General features: G+C 37.4%; 21 protein-coding genes, 1 pseudogene and 1 riboswitch. Of the genes and pseudogenes, 14 read left to right on the top strand and 8 right to left on the bottom strand.

Annotation, left to right across the window (positions count from 1 at the left end):
* Nucleotides 1-210 precede the first annotated feature (210 nt).
* Nucleotides 211-519, bottom strand: a complete 309-nt coding sequence (locus NSQ94_RS13785; RefSeq protein ID WP_063387022.1) for a metal-sulfur cluster assembly factor — start codon at nt 517-519, stop codon at nt 211-213.
* A gap of 66 nt (nt 520-585) precedes the next feature.
* Nucleotides 586-1,335, bottom strand: coding sequence for an alpha/beta fold hydrolase (locus NSQ94_RS13790; RefSeq protein WP_066248429.1), 750 nt, complete (start codon nt 1,333-1,335; stop codon nt 586-588).
* Between the two features lie 129 nt (nt 1,336-1,464).
* Between NSQ94_RS13790 and NSQ94_RS13795 the strand changes: the two genes are divergently transcribed.
* The 8 genes from NSQ94_RS13795 (at nt 1,465) to metH (ending at nt 10,768) form a co-directional block, all read left to right on the top strand.
* Nucleotides 1,465-2,274: a Cof-type HAD-IIB family hydrolase gene (locus NSQ94_RS13795; RefSeq protein WP_130158455.1), complete on the top strand. Its 810-nt coding sequence runs from the start codon at nt 1,465-1,467 to the stop codon at nt 2,272-2,274.
* Between the two features lie 132 nt (nt 2,275-2,406).
* A complete protein-coding gene (locus tag NSQ94_RS13800) occupies nt 2,407-2,547 on the top strand; it encodes a hypothetical protein (RefSeq protein WP_063387024.1) in 141 nt (46 codons plus the stop codon).
* Between the two features lie 315 nt (nt 2,548-2,862).
* The gene (locus NSQ94_RS13805; protein WP_063387026.1) at nt 2,863-3,741 is read left to right on the top strand and encodes a DegV family protein; all 879 of its coding nucleotides are present in this window, start codon (nt 2,863-2,865) and stop codon (nt 3,739-3,741) included.
* 31 nt (nt 3,742-3,772) lie between these two features.
* Nucleotides 3,773-3,904 (top strand): DUF3941 domain-containing protein, encoded by a 132-nt coding sequence (locus NSQ94_RS13810; protein WP_082829462.1) that lies wholly within the window; start codon nt 3,773-3,775, stop codon nt 3,902-3,904.
* Nucleotides 3,905-4,246: 342 nt separating this feature from the next.
* Entirely contained in the window at nt 4,247-4,525 is a 279-nt protein-coding gene (locus NSQ94_RS13815; protein ID WP_063387027.1) for an HPr family phosphocarrier protein, read from the top strand.
* Between the two features lie 144 nt (nt 4,526-4,669).
* Nucleotides 4,670-5,161, top strand: a complete 492-nt coding sequence (locus tag NSQ94_RS13820; protein ID WP_063387028.1) for a YajQ family cyclic di-GMP-binding protein — start codon at nt 4,670-4,672, stop codon at nt 5,159-5,161.
* A 102-nt stretch (nt 5,162-5,263) separates the two neighbouring features.
* Nucleotides 5,264-5,385: riboswitch (SAM riboswitch) on the top strand.
* Between the two features lie 108 nt (nt 5,386-5,493).
* The gene (locus tag NSQ94_RS13825) at nt 5,494-7,353 is read left to right on the top strand and encodes a bifunctional homocysteine S-methyltransferase/methylenetetrahydrofolate reductase (RefSeq protein ID WP_327873815.1); all 1,860 of its coding nucleotides are present in this window, start codon (nt 5,494-5,496) and stop codon (nt 7,351-7,353) included.
* Complete coding sequence (gene metH, locus NSQ94_RS13830; RefSeq protein WP_339229432.1) at nt 7,346-10,768, top strand: methionine synthase; 3,423 nt, start codon at nt 7,346-7,348, stop codon at nt 10,766-10,768. The genes NSQ94_RS13825 and metH overlap by 8 nt, the downstream gene beginning before the upstream one ends.
* Nucleotides 10,769-11,002: 234 nt before the next feature.
* Here metH and NSQ94_RS13835 read toward each other — a convergent pair whose 3' ends face one another.
* Together NSQ94_RS13835 and NSQ94_RS13840 are read right to left on the bottom strand one after the other, a co-directional pair.
* On the bottom strand, nt 11,003-11,281 hold the full coding sequence (locus NSQ94_RS13835; RefSeq protein WP_261308741.1) for a hypothetical protein: 279 nt from the start codon (nt 11,279-11,281) through the stop codon (nt 11,003-11,005).
* A 291-nt stretch (nt 11,282-11,572) separates the two neighbouring features.
* Nucleotides 11,573-12,100, bottom strand: a pseudogene (locus tag NSQ94_RS13840) (ATP-binding cassette domain-containing protein); the annotation flags it as partial.
* 145 nt (nt 12,101-12,245) lie between these two features.
* Between NSQ94_RS13840 and NSQ94_RS13845 the strand changes: the two are divergent.
* The 3 genes from NSQ94_RS13845 to NSQ94_RS13855 all read left to right on the top strand — a co-directional run bounded on the left by NSQ94_RS13845 (nt 12,246) and on the right by NSQ94_RS13855 (nt 14,089).
* A complete protein-coding gene (locus tag NSQ94_RS13845; protein WP_158640141.1) occupies nt 12,246-12,374 on the top strand; it encodes a huazacin family RiPP peptide in 129 nt (42 codons plus the stop codon).
* A gap of 73 nt (nt 12,375-12,447) precedes the next feature.
* A complete protein-coding gene (locus NSQ94_RS13850) occupies nt 12,448-13,908 on the top strand; it encodes a radical SAM protein (RefSeq protein ID WP_339229434.1) in 1,461 nt (486 codons plus the stop codon).
* A gap of 13 nt (nt 13,909-13,921) precedes the next feature.
* Nucleotides 13,922-14,089 (top strand): hypothetical protein, encoded by a 168-nt coding sequence (locus NSQ94_RS13855; protein ID WP_339229436.1) that lies wholly within the window; start codon nt 13,922-13,924, stop codon nt 14,087-14,089.
* 140 nt (nt 14,090-14,229) lie between these two features.
* On the opposite strand, the gene NSQ94_RS13860 is transcribed toward NSQ94_RS13855, so the two are convergent.
* Nucleotides 14,230-15,345: an IS4 family transposase gene (locus NSQ94_RS13860; RefSeq protein WP_003352762.1), complete on the bottom strand. Its 1,116-nt coding sequence runs from the start codon at nt 15,343-15,345 to the stop codon at nt 14,230-14,232.
* Between the two features lie 131 nt (nt 15,346-15,476).
* On the opposite strand from NSQ94_RS13860, the gene NSQ94_RS13865 reads away from it, so the two are divergent.
* A complete protein-coding gene (locus NSQ94_RS13865; protein ID WP_339229438.1) occupies nt 15,477-16,571 on the top strand; it encodes a radical SAM protein in 1,095 nt (364 codons plus the stop codon).
* Nucleotides 16,572-16,586: 15 nt separating this feature from the next.
* Nucleotides 16,587-18,257 carry an ABC transporter ATP-binding protein gene (locus tag NSQ94_RS13870; protein WP_327855894.1) on the top strand — a complete coding sequence of 557 codons (1,671 nt, stop codon included), beginning with the start codon at nt 16,587-16,589 and terminating at the stop codon, nt 18,255-18,257.
* A 199-nt stretch (nt 18,258-18,456) separates the two neighbouring features.
* Here the strand turns inward: NSQ94_RS13870 and NSQ94_RS13875 are convergent, their stop codons facing one another.
* On the bottom strand, nt 18,457-18,732 hold the full coding sequence (locus NSQ94_RS13875; RefSeq protein WP_327855893.1) for a GH36 C-terminal domain-containing protein: 276 nt from the start codon (nt 18,730-18,732) through the stop codon (nt 18,457-18,459).
* A 520-nt stretch (nt 18,733-19,252) separates the two neighbouring features.
* Between NSQ94_RS13875 and NSQ94_RS13880 the strand changes: the two genes are divergently transcribed.
* Nucleotides 19,253-20,122, top strand: a complete 870-nt coding sequence (locus NSQ94_RS13880; protein WP_066248403.1) for an SDR family oxidoreductase — start codon at nt 19,253-19,255, stop codon at nt 20,120-20,122.
* A gap of 908 nt (nt 20,123-21,030) precedes the next feature.
* Here the strand turns inward: NSQ94_RS13880 and NSQ94_RS13885 are convergent.
* On the bottom strand, nt 21,031-22,425 hold the full coding sequence (locus tag NSQ94_RS13885; RefSeq protein ID WP_186439290.1) for a hypothetical protein: 1,395 nt from the start codon (nt 22,423-22,425) through the stop codon (nt 21,031-21,033).
* Nucleotides 22,373-23,170, bottom strand: coding sequence for an ABC transporter ATP-binding protein (locus tag NSQ94_RS13890; RefSeq protein ID WP_066248413.1), 798 nt, complete (start codon nt 23,168-23,170; stop codon nt 22,373-22,375). Before NSQ94_RS13890 ends, NSQ94_RS13885 begins: the two co-directional genes overlap by 53 nt.
* Nucleotides 23,171-23,530 lie beyond the last annotated feature (360 nt).

A 23,530-nucleotide genomic window follows, 5' to 3' on the forward strand; every position in this document is an offset into this window, starting at 1 on the left:
AGAGCAGGAAATCCCTTGCAAATTATCCGGATATGCCATGCTGAAGAAAAAATGCAAGTTATGTTTCGGGATAAAAGCTCCATTATGGTGATGAGATAAACAAAAGAAGCGATAAAAACGAAAAAAAAACATAATGACACTTGCAGTCAAATTGATAAAACATTTGCATAATAAAAAAGACTGGCCTTTTCCGCCAGTCTGCACAAGTTTTTATTGAATACCCAAGGCAATTTTTGCGTATCTGGACATGCGGTCCTTCGTCCAAGGTGGATTCCAAACGATGTTGACATCGACATCTTTGATTTCTGGAATTCCGTCAAGCGCAGCTTTTACTTGTTGAACAATTGTTCCAGCAAGGGGGCATCCCATTGCCGTCAATGTCATAGTTACTTTGAGGACTCCTTCATCGTTCAGTTCCAAATCATATATTAATCCTAAATTGACAATGTCAATGCCGAGTTCTGGGTCAATAACTTGTTCAAGAGCACCCATTATATTTTCCTTCAGCGCTTCATCCATTTCGATCCACTCCTCTTATATTCGTTAATATCATTATATCGAAGTTAATGCCACATTAAAAATTTTCTACCTCAAATGCCGTACAAACCATTCAACCGTTTCTAGCACCCCTTTTCGAGACACCTTATGCCCTGCATCCTTTTCCGCAATAAATGCCAAATGTTCCGGATTGTCAGCATACAACGGCTTTATCTCTTCATAAAATTGATAAGTAGGAGCGAACGGTACAACTTGGTCCTTCATCCCGTGCCAAAACAAAAGGGGGCGGTTGCATAACGCTTCTTTATGTACGGATAAATCATACTCATACAACGCATCGAATTGCTGCTGAATTTCTTCTTCAGACAACGGAAAGGTATAGCCTGCTTTTTGATAGGAGTCCACAAGATATTTGAAAAATTCCTGATAATTTGGGCTGCCCATTAAACTGACAGCAGCTTTGATCCACGGATATTGGGTGAGCGCTCCAAGTGTAGCAACACCGCCCATGGAAGTTCCCGCTACCCCTATATTTTTCCCGTCAATCAATTCTTTTTCAAAAAAATAATTTTTTATTTTTTCGAGCTCTTTAACAGAACTGATAACAATATTCCAAAAATTTAAATTTAAGTCAGCCTCTGAAAGATTCTCATCCCTCTCTCCGTGAAATTTCGCATCAGGCAATACTACTCGCAAACCTTTTTCCGCCAAAAGATAGGCAATGTGCAAATTATGCTCTTTTGCGCTCGTAAATCCATGGATAAACACAACAAGCGGCAGCTCATCTTTTATAAAATCTTCTTTGCATACATGCAGTACAGGGATATTGTCCGCCATCGTATGCTCAACAATGACCTTCAATTAGGATGCTCCTTTCATTATTTTTTTGCTAAAATTAGTTTAACATGTGGACAAAAAAGATGGAAAAAAGATACACTAAATAAAAACAAAAAATGAGGAGAGATTATGGCCAAAAAACATTTAATCGCATTGGATTTAGACGGCACATTGCTGAAAGATGACAAAACGATTTCTCCTTTTACAAAAAATGTTTTGCAAAAAGCACAAGAAGAAGGGCATATCATATGCATTTCAACAGGAAGGCCGTTCCGCTCGAGCAAAATGTATTACGAAGAATTAAAATTAAAAACCCCGATTGTCAATTTTAACGGAGCCTTTGTCCATCATCCGCTGGATGAATCCTGGGGATTTCATCATACAACCCTTGATGTATCTGTTGTAAAAGAGATTGTAGAAATCGCCGAACAGCATCAAGTCCATAACATTTTAGCAGAAGTGCTTGATCATGTTTATTTTCATTACCATAATGAACAATGGTTGGATATTTTCAGTATAGGAAATCCGAAAATTGAAATCGGCAACTTAAAAGCTGTTTTAAATCGCGATGTCACAAGCATGTTAATCCATTCAGACGAAGAAAATGTCAAGCGGATTCGCCATTATTTAAATGAAGTTCATGCGGAAGTTGTAGACCACAGAAGCTGGGCTCACCCGTGGCATGTTATTGAAATTATCCGAGCAGGCATTAATAAAGCAGTCGGATTGCAAAAAATCGCCGAATTTTACAATATCCCTCGAGAGCAAATTATCGCTTTTGGCGACGAAGACAATGATTTGGAAATGATCGAATATGCGGGATTAGGCGTTGCAATGGGAAACGGAATTGAGCCGCTCAAAGAGATTGCTGATGAAATTACGCTGACAAATGAAGAAGACGGAGTTGCAAAATTTTTAAAGGAATTGCTGTCCCTTTAATCTTTGCAAAAGTCCAAAAGTTCGATTATCTTTTTACACCTCACAACAATTGACAAGGATTTAGATGTTTAAAAAGGAATACCCTATAATTGACGAACTCATTTCGTCAATGATCAAAAGGGGGATGCAAACTTGGGCAAACGGAATAAATCGAAACGATTCATTGAGCAAGGAAAAGGTGCTGTCAAAAAACATGATGAAAAGTTTCCATACCGTATGACGTTTGCCGAATCAGAAGCAAGAGTCAATAACGAAGCAAGCTTCGAAGGATAATGCCCTTCCGTTCATTTTCGAATCCTTTTAAGGGCTGTTTTTATAATGAACAGATCGAATTTGAACAGACCAATCTTTGTACAGCATCTGCATCGAGAAAAAATCGAGCAGGCATAACACCATCCAGAATGCCGATTGTACGGCACATTTTGAACAAGGAATAAATATGAAATGGACGAAACGAGCTCCTCTTGTTTCGTCCATTTTTTCTTTTTTTGTCCTTCTTTTTTAAATTTTCAGTTTGCACAAATTGTATTGTTTTCTATTTGTGATCAAGATAGACTATATGTAAATGAAAAAAAGTAGGTGTGATTAATGAATATTCACATTATCGCTGATAGTGCTTGTGATCTGCCTGTCTCTTTTTTAAACGATCAAGGCGTTTCTTTCATCCCTCTTCGTGTCCACCTTGGCGAGAAGGACTATGAGGATCAGTTGACAATTAAACCAAAAGAAGTTTACGACTATATGAGAGCTGGAAACGTTGCTAAAACATCACAAGCATCACCGGAAACAATCACCAATCAATTTGAAAAGCTGGCGAAAGACAATCAGCCGGCGCTGTATATTGCCTTTTCTTCCGAATTGTCCGGTACATATCAAACTGCCGTTATGGTTCAGCAGCAATTGCTTGAAAAATATCCGAATTGGAAACTGCAAATTATCGATTCGAAATGTGCTTCACTTGGGTATGGACTTGCTGTCCGCTACACCATTCAATTAGCAAAACAAGGACTTGATTTAGAACAAATGGCAAATGCAGTAAAAGAGTATTGCAGTCATATGGAGCACATTTTTACAGTTGATCGCCTGGAATATTTGGCTCGCGGCGGGAGAATCAGCAAAACATCTGCGTTTGTTGGCGGACTGCTTAATATCAAGCCGCTTTTGCATGTCGAAGAAGGAAAGCTGATCCCGCTGGAAAAAATCCGCGGGAAAAAGAAGCTTTACCGGAGAATTCTTGAGCTGATGGAAGAGCGTGGAGACGGATTGAGTGAACAGACAATCGCCATCAGCCATGGTGATGATGAAGAAGCAGCTCTCGAATTAAAACAATTAATTGAAGAAACGTTTCATCCAAAAGAAATTATCATCCATACGATCGGTGCTGTCATTGGTGCACACTCTGGCCCCGGCACCCTTGCTGTATTTTTTCTAAATAAACATATTCAAGAAGCTTCATGGAAATCATAAGTATATAACAGTATTGAAAGGAGCTTCCTGAATGTCCAAAACAAGCGATAATGATAAAAAAGCTGTAGACAACAATGCAAAACGACACGAAAAAAATCTATTGAAGGAAAAAAATCGAGAGCTTGGAAAACGGCAATACTCAAAGAAAACGGATCATTTATAATGCCCGCCTGTCGGGCTTTTTCTTTTTTTGAAATATCTCTAAAGGCGAGTCTTCCACCTCTTCTATCCGGACGTTCTGAAAGAAAAAGACGCTTTCTTATCTTACAGTATGCATCTTTTCTCTAGCTTTTGTTTTCATTTTTGTCTAATAAAACATGGGCGGGGCAATAACTTTCAATTTGATTAGGCCATTCATTTCATTAAAAAACAGAGAAATCCAAAACGTTTCCATATTCAAAAGCGGAGGTCATTTTTTTATATGTAAGAGGAAATGACAAACATGTGGGAATCTATCCTTTATTAATGTAAGATATTGTAAAATAAGTATACAAGAGGTGGCACAATGAAGAAACATGAAATTTCCGTGTATCTTACAAAAGAGATGGAGCCGGAATATGTCATTTCCCTTGTCCATGAAGCGATTAAATTTAACAGCTACATTTTATTCCAAACAAAAAAGCTCCAATTAAATGCGAAAAGCGTTTTAAGCATGCTCGGTTTTTCCGCCTTTTTAGAAGGTCATGTAGTCATCAGCGCTGAAGGAGAAGATTCGCTCGAAGCAGTAAAAAACTTACAAGACTTTCTTTCCCCTAAATGTTCTAAAGCGACATCTTTAGCTTAATTGCATTTAAGCAGATATTAATTTCCTTGCCGTTGCTTTAAGTAACGGTTTTTTCATTTAATTTGCGAGGAACCCCTAAAAGAGTTGTTCAACTGAACGACATTCACTATAATGAATGTAAATAACGTTATTGGAGGTAAAAAGTTGGCTAAGGAGAATTCATTTGACATCGTCTCAAAAGTGGATATTGCCGAAGTGAACAATTCCATTCAAATGGCGAAAAAAGAAATTGTAAACAGATATGATTTCAAAGGATCTAAAAGCGATATATCCCTAGAAAAAGATGAGCTTGTGCTAATCTCTGACGATGAATATAAGCTGAATCAACTAAAAGATGTATTAGTAAGCAAAATGATTAAACGCGGTGTCGCAACCAAGAATATTCAGTACGGGAAAATCGAAAAGGCTTCAGGAGGCACTGTCAGACAAAGAGCCAAACTTGTCAACGGAATTGACAAAGAAAACGGGAAAAAGATCAATGCGCTGATCAAAAATACCGGGCTAAAAGTAAAAAGCCAAATTCAAGACGACCAAGTCCGGGTAAGCGGCAAAAGCAAGGACGATTTGCAAAAAGTGATTGCAGCTGTGAAAAGCGCCGACTTGCCGATCGACGTACAATTTATTAATTTTCGCTAGCATTTGCCCTGTTCACAAAATTGAAATTTTATATTGATTATTTTGATAAAATTCGTTAAATTAGGATTAATCCGTTGTTTTAAAATTTCATACGGTAAAGCGTTCTTATCAAGAGAAGCGGAGGGACTGGCCCGATGAACCTTCAGCAACCGGATTACCCAAAAACTTTGGGTACCAAGGTGCTAAATCCAGCGATGCGTAAATTTGCGCTCGGAAGATAAGAAGAAGGGGAAAATGTTCAAGAAAAAGTCTTCTTCTTAGAAGGCTTTTCTTTTTTATATAGGTGTTCGCCTCCTTGCAGGCGCCTATTTCATTTGATTGGAGGACTTTTTATGGGGCTTTTACAAGATTTACAGAATCATATATTAATTGCCGACGGAGCAATGGGGACTCTACTATACTCATTCGGAATAGACAGATGCTTTGATGAGCTAAACGTTTCAAAACCGGAAGAAATAGAACGGATTCATTCAGCCTATTTAGACGCAGGCGCAACTGTTATTCAAACAAATACATACGGCGCCAATCGCATAAAGCTTGCCAGATATGGGCTGGAAGATGATATAAAGATCATCAACCAAAAAGGGGTTGAACTTGCAAAGAGGGCGTTACAAAAAGCGGAAAACAAAGGGTATGTCATCGGAACAATCGGCGGCATCCGTTCGTTTCAAAAAAGCGCCTTCACGCTATCTGACATTGCCGAAAATTTTCGTGAGCAGCTTCATGTCCTTTTATCCGAAAACGTAGATGGCATTATTTTAGAAACCTATTACGACTTGGAAGAACTGAAAACCGTTTTGCAAATAGCTAGAAAAGAAACGGATTTGCCCATTATCACAAATGTTTCTTTGCACGAACAAGGCGTCTTTCAAAATGGAACAAGATTGGCAGACGGTTTGAAAATGCTTGAAGAACTTGGTGCAGATATTGTCGGCCTCAATTGCCGTTTAGGCCCTTATCATATGCTGCAATCTCTGGAAGAAGTGCCGCTGTTTGAACATGCCTTTTTATCCGCTTTTCCAAACGGCAGCCTGCCAAGGTATGAAAACGGAAGATTAGTTTATGAATCAGATGAACACTATTTTTATGAAGCGGCTCTTCAATTCCGAAAACAAGGTGTCCGGCTTCTCGGCGGATGCTGCGGAACCGCGCCGAAACATATTCGGGCAATGGCTGAAGCTGTATCAAACCTCCCTCCTGTCACAGAGAAAGAAGTAAAAGAACGAAATGTTCCAATTCATGTTTTACCTATGAAAGAAAGTCAAGAAACTCCTCTCCCAGATATTGCAAAAAACAGACGCTCAGTGATTGTAGAATTGGACCCGCCGAAAACGCTCGGCTTGGAAAAATTTTTAACAGGAGCAAAAGCGTTGAAAAAAGCGGGGATTGATGCAATTACGCTTGCGGATAATTCCCTTGCTACACCAAGAATCAGCAATGTTGCTTGCGCAAATATTGTGAAAAGCCGTTTCCAGCTTCGCCCGCTCGTTCATTTAACATGTCGTGACAGAAATTTAATCGGGATTCAATCCCATTTAATGGGGCTGCATACGCTTGGCCTGCACGATATTTTAGCGGTCACCGGCGACCCGTCCAAAATCGGTGATTTTCCGGGTGCAACCTCTGTCTATGATTTATCATCGTTTGATTTAATCAGCTTAATTAAGCAATTTAATGAAGGTTTGTCATACTCCGGAAAATCACTTGGTCAAAAAACAAACTTTACTGTAGCCGCCGCCTTCAATCCGAACGTAAGACATCTTGATCGCGCAGTTCAGAGACTTGAGAAAAAAATCAGCTGCGGAGCCGATTATTTTATTACGCAGCCGCTCTACTCGGAGAAGCTGATCGAAGAAGTATATAAAGCAACAAAACATCTGAATGTTCCGATATATCTCGGGATTATGCCGTTAATAAGCAGCCGCAATGCTGAATTTATTCATAACGAAGTGCCGGGCATTAAATTGTCCGATTCGATTCGCGAACAGATGCAAAAAGCAGGCAATGATAAAGAAAAGGGAAAACGAGAAGGACTTGCCATTGCAAAATCGCTTATTGACGCAGCATTTGACCTGTTTAACGGCATTTACTTAATCACTCCGTTTTTGCATTATGAGATGACAGTCGAGCTGACGGAATACATTCATGAAAAAGAAAAGGCAAAACGAGAAAGGAAGATTTCCCATGTATAACATAAAGGAACAGCTGGAGAAAAAAATTCTAATACTAGACGGAGCCATGGGAACAATGATTCAAGCTGCAGAATTATCTGCGAAAGATTTTGGCGGTGAAGAATATGAAGGATGCAACGAATATTTAAACATCACTTCCCCTGAAACGATTGTCCGTATTCATGAAGCGTACCTTGAAGCAGGTGCTGATATTATCGAGACAAATACGTTTGGCGGTACAAGCATCGTCCTCGAGGAATATAACTTGGGGCACCTTGCTTTTGAAATAAATAAAAAAGCAGCGGAGATTGCAAAGCGCGCTGCAGAAAAATATTCAACACCGGATTGGCCTCGTTTTGTGGCAGGATCAATGGGGCCAACGACTAAAACGCTCTCCGTTACAGGCGGCGTCACATTCCAACAATTGGCAGAAGCTTATCAAGTTCAAGCGGAAGGACTGTTAGTGGGGGGCGTTGATGTACTTCTCCTTGAGACAAGCCAAGATATGCTCAATGTGAAAGCAGGTTACTTAGGAATTCAACGAGCTTTTCAAAAGCTCAAGAAAGAAGTGCCGATCATTCTGTCCGGAACGATAGAACCGATGGGAACAACTCTCGCCGGTCAAGATATTGAAGCGTTTTACATTTCAGCTGAACATATGAATCCAATTGCCGTCGGCTTAAACTGTGCGACAGGTCCTGAATTCATGACCGATCACATCCGCACATTGTCTGAAATCGCCAATACCGCTGTCAGCTGTTATCCGAATGCCGGACTGCCTGATGAAGAAGGTCGCTACCATGAATCACCGGAATCTTTAGCAAAAAAAATCAGAGGGTTTGCAGAAAGAGGCTGGCTTAATATGGTCGGCGGCTGCTGCGGAACAACTCCCGAACATATTCGCGCAATAAGGGAGGCAATGGAAGGCTTAAAACCGCGAAAAATCGTCAAAAAGCAAAATCAACATACGGTATCAGGCATCGAGCCCCTTCGCTATGATGAATCAATGCGCCCGCTGTTTGTCGGTGAACGCACAAACGTCATCGGTTCGCGTAAATTCAAGCGTCTCATTGCGGAAGGAAAATTTGAAGAAGCAGCGGAGATCGCCCGCGCTCAAGTGAAAAACGGCGCCCACGTCATCGATGTCTGTCTCGCAGATCCGGACCGAAACGAGCTTGAAGATATGGAAAACTTCATCCGCGAGGTTGTAAAAAAAGTAAAAGCGCCGCTTGTCATTGACTCAACCGACGCCAATGTCATCAGAAAAGCGCTCGAATACTCACAAGGGAAAGCGATCATCAACTCGATCAATTTAGAGGACGGCTTAGAACGGTTTGAAGAAGTTCTCCCGCTTGTGAAACAATTCGGTGCAGCTGTTGTCGTCGGAACAATCGATGAAGACGGAATGGCTCTGACTGCGGAGCGAAAGCTGGAGATTGCCAAGCGGTCTTATGACATTTTAGTCAATCAACACGGTATAAGTCCAAGCGACATTATTTTTGACCCGCTTGTCTTCCCTGTCGGCACAGGTGATGAGCAATATATCGGATCTGCCCAAGAAACGATCGAAGGGATCCGTTTAATTAAAGAACATCTTCCCGGCTGTTTAACTATTCTCGGGATCAGCAATGTTTCTTTCGGGCTTCCGCCGGTCGGCAGAGAAATATTAAACGCCGTTTTTTTATACCATTGCACACAGGCAGGGCTCGATTATGCGATCGTCAATACGGAAAAATTAGAGCGGTACGCTTCGATCCCTGAGGAAGAGCGGAAGTTGGCAGAAAACTTATTATTTGAAACAAATGATCAGACGCTCGCACAATTTACGAACTTTTACCGCGACAAAAAGAAAGAGGAAAAAAAGCCGAAAACGGAATTAACCTTGGAGGAACGGCTCGCACAATACGTTGTGGAAGGAACAAAGCAAGGATTAATCGAAGACTTACAACTGGCACTAGAAAAATATGATGATCCTCTCGATATCATCAACGGGCCGTTAATGAAAGGAATGGAAATTGTCGGCGAACTGTTTAACGACAATCAGCTGATTGTTGCTGAAGTGCTTCAAAGTGCGGAAGTGATGAAAGCATCTGTCGCCTTTTTAGAACCGTATATGGAAAAAAAAGATGACAGCGGCAAAGGAAAAGTCATTTTAGCTACAGTCAAGGGCGACGTCCATGACATCGGCAAAAATTTAGTTGACATTATTCTTTCCAACAACGGCTACCGCGTCGTTGATTTAGGCATTAAAGTTGCGCCGCAGCAGCTGATTGAAGCGGTCAATAATGAAAAGCCTGATATTATCGGTCTTTCCGGACTGCTCGTCAAATCAGCCCAGCAAATGGTGTTAACAGCACAAGACTTAAAAACAGCCAACATTTCGATTCCGATTTTAGTCGGCGGTGCTGCATTATCACGCAAATTTACCGATCAAAAAATTTCACCGGAATATGACGGTCCTGTGTTATATGCGAAAGATGCAATGGACGGGCTGTCGCTTGCCAATAAGCTGAGAGAAAACCCGGATGCTTTCCTTGAGAAAAGAACGGTCGCAGTTGAGGAAAAACAGAATAGACAGAAAAGCAGCAAACCTGTTATGATCATTGAAAAAAAATCATCTGTGTCCAAACCGACCGTATATCATCCAGCTGACTGCAATCCACACATTATTCAAAACATTGATATTGCCCAAGTCGTCCCGTATGTGAACATGCAAATGCTTTTAGGACACCATCTCGGATTAAAAGGCAATGTCAAACAGATGCTTCTGGAAAAACAGGAAAAAGCGGTAGAACTAAAAAATGAAATAGATGAATTGCTGCGTTTAGGGAAAGAAAATGGCTGGTTCCGTCCATCTGCTATTTATCAATTTTTCCCGGCCTATCGCGAAGGAAACTCCATTCACATTTTAGATCCGGCTGCAAAAGATAAAATCATTGAGACGTTTACATTCCCTCGGCAGGAAAAGCCGCCGTTTTTATGCATTGCCGACTATGTAAGCGAACGGTCAGATGAAACACCGCATGATTATATCGCCCTGTTTGCCGTAACTGCTGGAAAAGACATTCGCAGCATCGCCATGCAGTTTAAAGAAAGCGGTGAATTTTTCCGGAGCCATGCGATTCAAGCATTGGCGCTGGAGCTGGCAGAAGGTCTTGCAGAGCGGACGCACCAGCTGATCCGCGACCGATGGGGCTTCCCGGATCCGCTTGACTTCACAATGCAGGAACGGTTTGCAGCAAAATACCAAGGTCAGCGCTATTCATTTGGCTATCCGGCTTGTCCAGACTTAGAAGATCAAGCGAAGCTGTTTAAGCTGTTAAAGCCTGAAAAAATCGGCATCCAGCTGACGGAAGGCTTTATGATGGAACCGGAAGCATCCGTCTCTGCCTTCGTCGCCTCACACCCTGAAGCTCGATATTTTAATGTCCTTTAATATTTCGTCTCGCCGTTAAGGGCAAGCTATTTTCGGATGCATATGGATAACGAAGTGCTCGTTTAGCACTTCGTTATCCATTTTTTATTAAATCGCCTCAAAGCTTTTCCTAACCATAAGCTTGAATAAATTGTATTAAAATAGCCTATTGCGGCTTCCTATCCGCCCGCTGAATGAAAACAACTGTTATAAACATTAGCACGATAACGGTTATCGACAAAAATAACCATTTTCTCAATAAAAATGGATCCCAAACAGGCGGATCGAATAGAAAGATGTGCGGCCATGGATAAATTCTCCTAACGTAAGCACTTCTAAAACCGTGTAAATCATGATAATCGTTAGAGAAATCTCAATGTTTTTAATCAGCACGATAAGTGATGTGCCAAAAAGCATATAGAATAATACTAAAATCATAAAATGAATCACGTTAAGACCAGATAACGAAGTCATCCCGTATTTCATCACAAAAGCGGTACATAAATGAAAAACCCCGATAATATTGACAATCAAGTACTGGAAGAAATCCATCCCAAACCGTTTTTAGTAATATGGAACTAACGTTTCATGCGCCCCTTCTTCATACATTTCACTCAGCCGATACATAAGGCACCAGCAAGTAAACGGTATAAAAACACCTTGAATAATAATGATATTACTGTGAATATCATCTTCCTCTCTTGGAACAAACAGAATAAGCAACAGAGATAAGCTAAACATCACAGCAGGGACAAAAAAAGTGAGCCCCATCGTCTTTCGGTCAAATACAAAGGTGCATAAATGCTTTCTAAATAATCTCTCATTTTAGTTCACACCCCTAACAACGGCTAAATATCGATCAATTAGTCTTGGTGCGACTTGTTTCGCCCCTTCTTCCTCTTTTTTCGCAAACACCCGTACATTCACGCCGTCTCCCTCTTCGAGAAGCTGAATCACTTCATTTTCCGCCATGATGGTATCCAATTCATTCGGCGAGACACGATATTCCCATACATATCTTTCCGCATGGGCTTTCAGCTCGGCTGGCGTTCCTTCGAATAGGACGTTTCCGCTTTTTAAAACACCGATCTTTGTCCATAAAAACTCAATATCTTCGACAATATGCGACGAAATGATGACGGTATGCTCCAAACCAAGGTTTATTAGCAAATTGCGGAAGCGAATCCGCTCTTCAATGTCCAATCCCGCTGTCGGTTCATCAAAAATTAAGATCGACGGCTTTCTCATTAACAGCTGTGCGATTCCCACCCATTTTCTCATTCCGCCGGATCATTCCATCATTTTCTTGTTTTCATGCCCTGTCAGATTGACCTTTTTAATAGCCTCCCATATAGTTGGAAAAATTCAAAAATATGTAAAATTTTTCTGTAAATTAATGGAGTTCATCATTTATAATTTTTGGTAGAGAGGCCTCTTCACTTTCTTCCCCTAAGATGGTTGCAACAAGGTTAACGTTAAAATAGAAAGGAGGATGACAATGGCAACCTTATTCTGTCAGGTGAAATGCATCGCAACATGCGGTGCTGCATGTGCAGCTGACACAGTCTCACCGATCGCAGACGTATTAGGGTTTGCAGCAGGGGAAGCACGCTTCTTTAAAGCTTAATATCTTAATAGGCCAAGAGCCATGACGCCTTTTGTGGCTCTTGGTACTTTTAAATAAGTGAGGAGGAAGTGAAATGATTAAATTTTTAACTGAACCATTATTATTTGATACCGAGAAAGGTAATTATTGTTATGACAACAGTACGAGAATAGTTATTCCAGTAAATAAATCAGAAAAAAACTTTTTGTCGGCAATTAAGATAGGTGACACCATTCATGAAGAAGACTTCAAAAAAAATAATCTAAATGAATTGCTTCATAAAATTGTAAAATATAACCTCTTTCAATCAGATTTTCAATTGCCAAAAATCACTGAACAATTTATTAAAGAAAAACTACTGACAGAGGGAATATCGCATCTATGCTTAATTGTTACCGATGCTTGCAATTTCAGATGCAAATATTGTATTTACTCTGATCATTATTTTTATTCAAAGAATTTTTCAAATAAACGTATGGATTTTCAAACCGCAAAATCCGCTATTGATTACTATATGAATGTAAATATAAAAAGTATCCAATACAACCCCAATTTAAGCATATCCATTGGATTTTATGGAGGAGAGCCTTTAATAAACTGGAAACTTATAAAACAGGTTGTTGAGTACACCAACGATAATTACAAAAAGGTATTTGACAATATTTTCTTTTCAATAACAACCAATGCATATTTATTAACTGAAGACAAAATCAATTATATGTTTGATAAAAATTTTTCTATTTCTGTAAGTTTAGACGGTGATAAGGAAAATCATGATAGAAACCGGGTTACAATCAATGAAAAGGGAACGTTTGACAGAGTTTTTAAAAATCTGGCTTTAATGGATGATATATATCGGGAAAAAGTGAGACTAAATAAACCGGTACTACCTTATGGAATATTAATAACTTATGATAATTTAACAGATTTTGGTAAATTAGATAAATACTTTATGGAGCATCCTGAACTGGATAAGCGGATTCAGCGAGTAAACAGGGTAAGTAATATAAATACTGAGTACTATAAAGGTGTCCAGTTGGAGCAATCCTATTTAGAAAGAAGAAAAGATTTTATCAAAGGACTCATTGAAAGAGCGAAAGATAAACAGTTTGAAAAGAAAGCAACTAACTTTTCCAAAACAATTCTTAAAAGCATCATCTTCGATCCTATGATGAATACTGCTTATAGCAATAATGAGTTAAGAGGTACTTGCCTGCCTGGAATCCATAAATTGGCTGTAGATAGTGATGGAAATTTTCATATGTGCGAAAAAATTAATCCTCATTATCCTGTTGGAAATATAGAAACCGGCTTGGATCCAACTAAGCAAGCTAATTACATGAATAATTTTTTCTCTGCTTTAGCAGGATGCAAAAATTGTAATTTAAATAATATTTGCAACCTTTGCTATGTAATAACTGAAACTGACGGACAAGGATTTCAATTAAAAGACACTTTTTGCAAAAACTTTAGAGAAGGAATTATAAATTCTTTCTCTACATACTACTCTATTTTAGAAAATAATCCGGGAATATTTCAAGAGATTAGAGAATAAGGAGAGGAAACGTATGAACTTTAAACTTCATCCGGAAGTCATATTTTTGAAGGGAAATGAAGGGGCGGTACTTTATCACTTAATAAGCGGAAAGAAATTTCAATTTAATAAAACTGATGCCGAAGCTATAGAATCATTAAATAATAACGAACAGGATAAAGAAAACATTCCTGATCATTAGCATTGCATAAATATAGTTAGAATTTTCTGTTAATTAATTTTTGTGAACTTGTGCCAAAAAGACAAAACCTAAAGAAAGGTGGCACTGCCCATTTGGTAAATATATACAGTTAAACCAGAGCGACAACGACAAAAGGGAGATTATGGACTGGCTCGCCCATCAAATTTTCGCAACCAAACATAAGCTGGTTTCCACAGAGCTCTCTTTAACCAACGAGTAATTCGAAGTAGGGATTTCTTACTTTTCATCTCCAATTGAATGAGAACATGTAAGCAATACGTGATCAGGGCTAAGAAAATTTGATTTTGAATAGCTGTTTCACTCATTCCATAAAAGTGCTTAATTTCTACGTGTTGCTTGAGCCATTTGAAAAAGAGTTCAATAGCCCAGCGAGATCGGTAAATATCACTTATCTCTTCTGGTTTTAAATCAAATCGGTTGGTGATGAAACGAAGTAAGTTCCCTTTTGTGTCCATAACTTCTAGTAGACGAAAGACATTTTCAGTACGATTTTGTGTGGTACCAATGTAGACCATTTTATCGGATAGAACGTGACAATCATCAGGAAGTGAAAATGTATAGACTTCACGAATGACTGCGTTTTTCTTCAGTCTTGAAACGAAGAAATAGCCATCATCTGTCATCCGATCAAAACGTTCATAGTCCACATAACCGCGGTCAAACACATACATGGCTTCTTGATCATCCACTAGGACTTCGAGTTGATTTCGGTCATGTTCTTTTGCTGTCGTAATCACTGCTTTTTCAGGATAGACGGTGTCTTTATCCATGAAAACAAGCCGTAAGTGTAGCTTTACACCAGCTTTTGTTTTCCGGAATTTTGCCCATTTATAATGGGTCAAGTTCAACGGGAGTGTACTTGAATCAATGATTTTCAGTGGCATATTCTTTCCGTTTTTATAATGGTACCGTTGAATTTTCCAAACAAGATCCAAGAACAAATTTGCAAGAATGAGTGGGTGGATCTGATTGTTTTTTCGGGATAGCTGAGAGGCACTTATCGATTCAAATCCGAGTGCTTTTTGAAGATCTTCGTCTACAAGTGCATCACTCATTTCCTCTAAGCTCTTAAATTCGAGCAGCTGGGCTACCAATAAAAGTTTAATATAGGCTTCTGTTGTCAGCTTTTTTGTGTAATAGTCCTGTTTCAATTCTTTGACTTGTTCGCTAAGTTTTTGAATATTTATGGGTGAAACCCATTTACCAAATGATGAAATTAGTGTATTCTTGTCCATAATGGTTATCCTTTACGATTGGATTTGGGCAGGAACCACCTGTACTTCCATTGTAAAGGTTTTTTTTGTTTCGAAATCAATAAAAAATTGAACATTCTTAGTATTTTGAATCATCAGATTTAATTACTGCAATGCTAGTGATTCCTGATAAATTAATAGATTATTTATTGGAACATGATTTAGGTGCTTATTATCGTGATGGTGTATACTTGGAAAAAATAAAAACAAGTAGAATTGCTACATTAAAATACGATAAATTAATCCCTTTTAGACTAAATCGATTGGTAATTGAGTTAACCGGGACGTGTAATTTAAAGTGTTTATTTTGTACCGAAGAAAATGTAATCTACAGATCATGCGGATGTAAAAAATGGCCGGCCAAAGAAGAGATGAATTTCAATGAGTGGAAGGATATAATTGATCAAAGCATAAAACTAGGGATACAGGAATGCTTTATAACAGGAGGAGAACCATTTTTAAAATGGCATTTATTAAAAGAACTGCTAAATTATCTTTTTAAACACAAAATCAACGTTACCATTTTTACAAATGGCACTTTAATAAATAACGATATTGGCCTGTTCTTAAAAGATCAAAATGTTTCATTAGCTTTGCAAATTTTCAGTTCCAAAAATAAACAATATGAAAAAATCACCCAAGTTGACGGCTCTTTTGAACGTATTCAGGAAACTTTTAGAATAATTGATACACACAAAATACCTCATACTGTTTCAATAATAGTCTCTTCTTTAGATGATTCTTCTTTTGAAGAGATTCAATCAAAATTTGGAAAGAGAAATTACCAAAATATCTATATATATCCTACAAATAAATATTACTCTATTAGCAGAATAGCTGAAATGATGAACCCTGAAAATAGAGAAATTCCTATCAATTTGAATTCAGTTCCCTATTTAAAAAAATATAACAACTGTTTATACGGCCAAATCTTTATTTCCTCTGACGGCAAAATTTATCCTTGCATGATGATAAGGGATTATGAGTTGGGAGATTTAAAAAAAGAGAAACTTTGGGAAGCTTTCCACAGAAAAGAATACAAAATTTTTTGGGAGATGTCTAAAACGAAAATTCAACATTGTTCAAATTGTGAGAGAAATTTATTTTGCTTTGATTGCCGTGCGCTAGATTATTTTAAATCCAAAAGGATTGATGGAATGGTCTATTGCAATAAAATAGAAAAATCAACGGTTACCTCTACTAACTAAACCGGGGCGATATATATGAACAACAGCGTAAAATTATTGTTTAGCTATTTAAAAGAATTTAAAAAGAGCTTGTCTATAGCTTTTCTTTTATTAGTTGTTCTTTCTGCAATCACTGTACTTCCAGGATTAATCATTAAGAATATTTTTGATTTTGGAATAGCAAAAAAAGATTATCACTATGTTCTTTTATTCAGTGCAATACTTGCATTAATATATGTAATTAAGAGTATGCTCAACTATTTTTCCAATGTAGTTTTTACAAAAGTAAGCCAGAATATAGTGTTGAATCTTCGGCAAAATATATCAACAAGACTGCTGAAACTGCCTATGGAGTTTTTCAATTTTTACCCCAGCGGATATATTACATCAAGATTAAATGAGGTAAATAATATAGGGGGATTGTTTTCTGCCAACACATTTAAAATTTTGCTGAGTTTTTTTGAACTGTTTGCTACCCTTATTATTCTGGCAGCAATCAATTTCAAATTAACATTAATTTTATGTCTGCTAATGCCGGCATATTACATCATTTCAAACAAATTCTTGTCTTCAATATTTCATATATCTACTGAAACAGCTGAAAAAAGTGCCGTTTTAAACAACAAAATACAGCAGTCAGTACAGGGTATCGAAGAAGTCAAAAATCTCTCGGTAGAGGATAAGGAAACAGAAAAAATCAATTCAGCAGCTAAAGATCTAGTGGATGCCAATATTAAACAATCAATCTTTTATTCAATTGGTATGGAATTAATTGTTTTGGTTGGTTCACTGTCTTCTGTTTTATTAATCGTTATGGGTGGAAAAGATGTCATAATAAATAGTATGACAATAGGCGGATATATGGTATTTATGAACTATCTTCCCAGACTGTATTCGCCAATTCAAAATATATCGGCTACTGTTCTAACGATCCAGCCGGCATTAGTAAGTTTAAAAAGGCTCCATATATTTATTGAACAAATAGGAGAAGACGAGGAACAGAATAAAGTCAAAATAAATGATATTAAGAGCATTGAGTTTAAAGGTGTATCTTTTAGGTATAAAGAAGACCAGCCATATATCTTGAATAATGTAAGTTTTTCGCTAGCCCCTGCTGATAAGCTTTTAATAAAGGGGAAAAATGGAACCGGCAAAACAACAATACTTAGAATATTAATGGGATTATATAATGTGCAAAAAGGAAAAGGACAAGTTCTTATAAATGGAATACCGATTGATGACATAGATAAAAAATCGCTTCGGAAAAACATTGGCATCGTATCGCAAAAAATATATTTATTTAACGATACAATTGAAAACAATATTAAATATGGTGTAGAAAACGTTGATTCGAATACTTATATGGAAGTGCTGAGAACGACTGGTTTAGATGATATTATAGAAAAATTGCCTGATAAAGAAAATACATTAGTTGGGGAAAACGGAAAAAATTTATCAGGAGGCCAAATTCAAAGAATTGCTATTGCCAGAGCCCTTTTAAAAGGGGCAAACATCATTATGTTTGATGAAGCAATTTCTCATATGGATTTTAGCGGTAAAGAAAAGATAAAGAAATTAATTGAAAGCGGCTCATCAAATTCCATTTTTATCATTATAGACCATAGCAATGATTTTGACACAGTATGCAACAAAATCATTCACTTACATGATCATCCACAAGGCGAAGCAACAATTGCTGCCAATTAGCAAAACTCATGACTTCAACCTAAAATCCGTAAATACCGTTCACATTTTGCAAATTGCCCGGATTTTGTGCACTTTGGGTAATTTGACTCTTCCCCGATCCATGCCCCAGCCTGCGGGAAAAATCCATCACTCCTTCTGGGTGTAAGGGGAAGTATTTGAGGCTCTGATGAAAAAACCGAGGCAGGCGCCCCGGTTTCTATCATTCTTTTGCTTTGAGCTTAAAGAGTTTTGAAGAAAAATCGCCCGATTCATTGACCCCGAAGCGGGCATCAAAGATATCGTTCGTCAGCTGAATGCCGACGTTCATCAGTTCATCGCCAAAAAATGTGTTTTCGACTCCTTTTATTTCATATTCAAAATCGCCATTTAACCCTTTTAACAGAATGCGGGAATATCCGTGATTTGGTTTTGCCAGCACTTGATAGTAACCTACAAGCGCTTCTTTTTGATCTTCTGAAACATCCATACATGCCATTTCCGTCCCCGTCAAATGGGCTTATTAAGCGGTAAATGTTCCTTTTTGAATCCATTTGCGATATTCTTTATTCGATATAATCTCGCGATATTAGTTGAAAAAGAATATATAAAATGATGAGATTCATCGAAAAAATAAGTATATCTTTTAAGATACTCAATAAAAATAATGTCCTTCCTTCTAAATATTATCAGGAATCAGTTTTATATTCTCCGATTTATTTCTCCATCTTATCATTAATTTCCATTTAAGCCACTTTATTATTAACATTTCATCACCCAAAAGCCATTTTGTTATTAACGGTTCGCTTTTTCCAAATGTCATATCAAATAATCTCCATTTAATTTTATAACCAAATACTGTTATTACACCTAAATATAACCATAAAACAGATTATTGTATCAATAGTTTTTTGAAAAATCATTTTTTTCTAAAAATATACCGATAATCAATTTTTGTTTATTATCCCGCCAACTTCCCATACTAACTATATACTTACTTGTTTTAGGAGGAGGTTTTTATGGTTCAGCAGCAAAATCAGCCTAATACACTTCCGCCTCAACAGCAAAATGTGCAGCCGGGGATTGAATCGTTTATGAATCCAAGACCAATCTTTGATGATCCTTCTTATCAAGGCAGCGGAAAGCTTGCAGGAAAGACAGCGGTCATTACCGGCGGCGACAGCGGCATCGGGAGGGCGGTTGCGGTGCTGTTTGCCAAAGAAGGTGCCGATGTGGCCATCATTTACTTAAATGAGCATGAAGATGCAAAGGAAACAAAAGGGTATGTTGAACAGCTCGGGCGCAAATGTCATTTAATAGCCGGCGATCTCGGCGACGAAGCATTTTGCCAGCAAGCGGTGAAGGGAGCAAAAGATCAATTTGGAAAAGTGGATATTTTAGTAAACAACGCAGCCGAGCAGCATCCGCAGCAAGGAATTGAATTTATTACAGCAGAACAGCTTGAACGAACGTTTCGGACCAATATTTTTTCGTTCTTTTTCATGACAAAGGCTGTTCTTCCCCATATGAAGACAGGCAGCACGATCATAAATACGACATCTGTTACAGCCTATCATGGAAATGAACAGCTCATTGATTATTCGGCAACAAAAGGCGCCATTGCGTCATTTACCCGTTCTCTTGCTTTATCATTGGCCCCTAAAGGCATTCGAGTCAACGGTGTAGCGCCAGGACCCATTTGGACACCGCTCATCCCTTCTACTTTTGATCGTACAAAAGTAGCTTCTTTTGGCTCCAACACAGCGATGAAGCGGCCCGGACAGCCGATGGAAGTTGCGCCTGCTTATGTATATTTAGCAAGTGACGATTCTACTTATATGACAGGGCAAATTCTCCACGTAAACGGCGGCACGATCGTAAATGGTTAATCTGCAAAAAGGCCCCAAAATCCAATACTTTGGGGCTTTTCTATTTGTAAATAGCTCTGGCATATCTGAGAGCAATATCCACATGGCCAGATCAATACGCTAAACAAAAGTCATCGATACATGTTCGCTCCTGTCAGATGCTGATAAATGAATTCCACTGGATTATTAATTTCTGGAAAATTCTACAGACTGCATCAATCGCTTTCAAATCCAAAGTAAAGAAGAAAATTTCGTGGCATTCAATATTTTGCTTGACGGTATGTCGTGAAAAATAAGCAAAATTTTTTACAAGCCCCTCTCTTCAGCGGCTCCTTCAATGAATTAACGGGATCTGTTTCTTGTAAAGAAATGAACCAAGTAATAAAAAGCCGTGCCTGCTATAAGTGAAAGAATTAAGCCTAACCAGGTCGCTTCCGCTACAAATTTACTTCCCTCTATTTTGATGACATATAAGGGAAGGTTCAGAATCTTCGGACTTGATTCAATGTGGGTGATGCCGGATAACCGAATAATAAAAGGAGTTATTAGAACTATTAAAGCGTACAGAAAAACTAAACTGATTCCGCCCATAAGCGCTCTAAAGAAAGTTGTCATAACATCTTCCTCATTTCTTCTATTGCTTTTACAATTTTTTTCATCAGGCCATTTGAGGACAAAAAGAGCAAATTACATAACGATGTTAAAAATAACATCTTCACAAAAAAGCTGTCAGTCATATTTATTCACACTATCGACACTGCCATTGGAGCAAATGCACAAATTTATTTCAGAATTGAAATATATTACATAAAAATACTTCAAATTGATTATTTGCCGAAGTCCAATATTTTTCATCCCCTCTTTATAATTCATTGCGATATATCCCGTCTCATGAAAAATTGGAGGCCAGACTGCTAATAGCACTTTTATCATTTGAAAACAGGCCTTCTTAAAAAAATATTTTGAGAAATCAAGTATAGAAAAATCCCGCCTGCAACATATATAAAATCAATATAATAACTTTGCGAAATGAAATAATGTAAAAAAGAATCAATGATTGCCACAATGACAAGGATTATAATTAACGCTACAGCCTTATTCCCGTCATGAATTCTCGCTATAAATCCGGCAAAGGTTGAGAGCATTGTAACGAAAAAAATAGAAAAAATTCCGGTTAATTGCGGAAGAAAATCTTGATTTAATATAAAACAATTTAAAACTACAAATAAAAAATAAATCATAAAATTTACTGCTATTGCCATGAATATTCTCGGAAAAAAATAGACGGAAGCCGGTGCATTGATCATAAATATGGAAAGATTATATTGCCTAAAATGCATCCCAATACATAAAGGCAAAACAATCATAAGTTCTTTTAAACCTAAATTCATAATAAATGAATATACAATGGCAAAGGTCATTGCATCCGAGAAAATATAAACCCCTATGGTGAGAGCATAGAGAATCGAGAACATAAGAGCCATTTCCGCAAAAAGTCGATTTCGAAAATAATAGATTGCTTCCAATACAAAATGAATAACGTAATGATTAAGCTTAAATTCCTTGCTTTTTATTTTTTTAGGATAATTACCTGTATGGCTTTGCTGAAATAAACCAAATAAATACCTTCCCGATAAATTTTTTATCCCTATCCATAATATTAAAAGAGCGACCAAACAACCGATCCAAAACAGAAAGCCGAAATTTCCTATACGCTCCGCCATATGTTTAGAAACAAAATGCAGCCCCCATATGATGGACATAAATAATAATGATTTGAAATAAAGTCCATCTTTATGTCTGCCCAGCCATTTTCCGACAATCAAAGAGGATAAAATCCAAATAAACAGGATGAACCAAAAAATAATAAACAACAAAAGAAGAACTAGAAAAATATGAAAGATATGTATTTGAATATGTTTTATATAAAAAGAAATGAGCAAAGGCAAAAATGCGAAAAAAATGAAGATGTTAAAAAAGACATATAACAAAAAATAGCTTCCCGCAACAAATTGACCCGCATTAATAGAAGTGTTTAAAAAGAAAAAGGCATACTCCTTTCTTTTTAACTTTTCTCTGGAAAATATCATAAGGAAACACGCCAATAAGATGCTGAACACCAAAATTGAATCAAAAGCGTCTGTCTTATTCAATGGAATGAAATCCAAATATTGAAATAAAATTAAGGCATATACGACATAAATGAGAATCGCTCCTAAAACAACTGCCAATAAATGAGTCGGGTAGTTCAAAAAGATATTTTTTGCTTTTTTAACCTGTTTCGGAATCTCGATCCTCGCTATTATCTCGAACATCGGGGGCATTTAAAATCTCCTCTGCTTTCAAGTAATAATCCTTGTTTGCCTCTTCATATATTTCTTCCAAAGACATTCTGCCAAACTGCTCAAATACTTGATCCCGCGTACAATTTAATTTTACTTTTCCGTTTCGAAGCAAAATAACCTTGTCGTACAATTCTTCCCCAAAACTAAGGTGATGGGTGGACAATAAAATCCCGATGCCTTTTGTTTTTAAAAAATGAAGAGTTTTCCGCAAGATAATGACCATATCGGGATCCAGCCCGTTCGTCGGCTCGTCAAAGATGACAAATTCACTTCCTTTAAAAAGCTGTGAAACAATTTGTGTTTTTTTCTTATTGCCATGAGATAAATTGCTTATCGGTATATGCAGATACCTTTCAAGTTCAAAAATTTTTATAAGCTTTTCTAATAACTGATGGTCTACCTGATGTTTAAATGAGTTTTCGATTAAAGAGAAGTATTCTTTCGGCGTCAAATAATCGAAAAGAGCAATCTCATCTGAAATATAGGAAACATTTTTCTTCAAATAATCCACATCTTCAGAAACATTCAAATCAATTTTTTTGTTATTTACGGATAAAGTACCGACATAATCCATTAATCCAAAGAGTGATTTAATAATGGTTGTTTTCCCCGCCCCATTATGACCTAATAATAATGTGATTTGAGAAGGCATGATGGTCACTTCTATATTTTTCAGCTCAAATTCATCACCGTGTCTCTTGTGTTGAATATATAATGACAGCATTCTATATTCCCCGCTTTGCAGTTGATTGGAAACATTCAATTATGATAGATCGAAAGAGAGAAAACGGGATCATGTTTTCTATCCTTTTTTCTTCACGTAAATGCACTGTCCAGCGATCAACAATAACTGAAAATAGTTCTTTTATTTTGTATAAAGATACTTGTGCTAAAACCACTGCTTATCCCGATGAATAATGGAAAAATCTATTTTCTTTGTAAACTCTAAACTTCACTTTCATTTTTTTGAATATTATATATAATTTTCCAACTCATTGGTAATTTTACCAATACTTTTTTCTTTTTGTCAATTTTAATTTCCGATCATTTACAAACTTTATAGAAATTGTTTTTTCATAATAGA

The organism is Aeribacillus sp. FSL K6-2833, assembly GCF_037965815.1.
GTDB classification, from domain to species: domain Bacteria; phylum Bacillota; class Bacilli; order Bacillales; family Aeribacillaceae; genus Aeribacillus; species Aeribacillus composti.

What these genes read in the sequence shown, in the direction of transcription:
- NSQ94_RS13880 (WP_066248403.1), top strand. Translation starts at nt 19,253, where the DNA reads ATGGTTCAGCAGCAAAATCAGCCTAATACACTTCCGCCTCAACAGCAA.
- NSQ94_RS13890 (WP_066248413.1), bottom strand. Translation starts at nt 23,170, where the DNA reads ATGCTGTCATTATATATTCAACACAAGAGACACGGTGATGAATTTGAG.
- NSQ94_RS13815 (WP_063387027.1), top strand. Translation starts at nt 4,247, where the DNA reads ATGAAGAAACATGAAATTTCCGTGTATCTTACAAAAGAGATGGAGCCG.
- NSQ94_RS13875 (WP_327855893.1), bottom strand. Translation starts at nt 18,732, where the DNA reads ATGGCATGTATGGATGTTTCAGAAGATCAAAAAGAAGCGCTTGTAGGT.
- NSQ94_RS13845 (WP_158640141.1), top strand. Translation starts at nt 12,246, where the DNA reads ATGGCAACCTTATTCTGTCAGGTGAAATGCATCGCAACATGCGGTGCT.
- NSQ94_RS13805 (WP_063387026.1), top strand. Translation starts at nt 2,863, where the DNA reads ATGAATATTCACATTATCGCTGATAGTGCTTGTGATCTGCCTGTCTCT.
- NSQ94_RS13825 (WP_327873815.1), top strand. Translation starts at nt 5,494, where the DNA reads ATGGGGCTTTTACAAGATTTACAGAATCATATATTAATTGCCGACGGA.
- NSQ94_RS13885 (WP_186439290.1), bottom strand. Translation starts at nt 22,425, where the DNA reads ATGCCCCCGATGTTCGAGATAATAGCGAGGATCGAGATTCCGAAACAG.
- NSQ94_RS13850 (WP_339229434.1), top strand. Translation starts at nt 12,448, where the DNA reads ATGATTAAATTTTTAACTGAACCATTATTATTTGATACCGAGAAAGGT.
- NSQ94_RS13855 (WP_339229436.1), top strand. Translation starts at nt 13,922, where the DNA reads ATGAACTTTAAACTTCATCCGGAAGTCATATTTTTGAAGGGAAATGAA.
- NSQ94_RS13785 (WP_063387022.1), bottom strand. Translation starts at nt 519, where the DNA reads ATGGATGAAGCGCTGAAGGAAAATATAATGGGTGCTCTTGAACAAGTT.
- NSQ94_RS13810 (WP_082829462.1), top strand. Translation starts at nt 3,773, where the DNA reads ATGTCCAAAACAAGCGATAATGATAAAAAAGCTGTAGACAACAATGCA.
- NSQ94_RS13795 (WP_130158455.1), top strand. Translation starts at nt 1,465, where the DNA reads ATGGCCAAAAAACATTTAATCGCATTGGATTTAGACGGCACATTGCTG.
- NSQ94_RS13870 (WP_327855894.1), top strand. Translation starts at nt 16,587, where the DNA reads ATGAACAACAGCGTAAAATTATTGTTTAGCTATTTAAAAGAATTTAAA.
- NSQ94_RS13790 (WP_066248429.1), bottom strand. Translation starts at nt 1,335, where the DNA reads ATGGCGGACAATATCCCTGTACTGCATGTATGCAAAGAAGATTTTATA.
- metH (WP_339229432.1), top strand. Translation starts at nt 7,346, where the DNA reads ATGTATAACATAAAGGAACAGCTGGAGAAAAAAATTCTAATACTAGAC.
- NSQ94_RS13860 (WP_003352762.1), bottom strand. Translation starts at nt 15,345, where the DNA reads ATGGACAAGAATACACTAATTTCATCATTTGGTAAATGGGTTTCACCC.
- NSQ94_RS13865 (WP_339229438.1), top strand. Translation starts at nt 15,477, where the DNA reads ATGCTAGTGATTCCTGATAAATTAATAGATTATTTATTGGAACATGAT.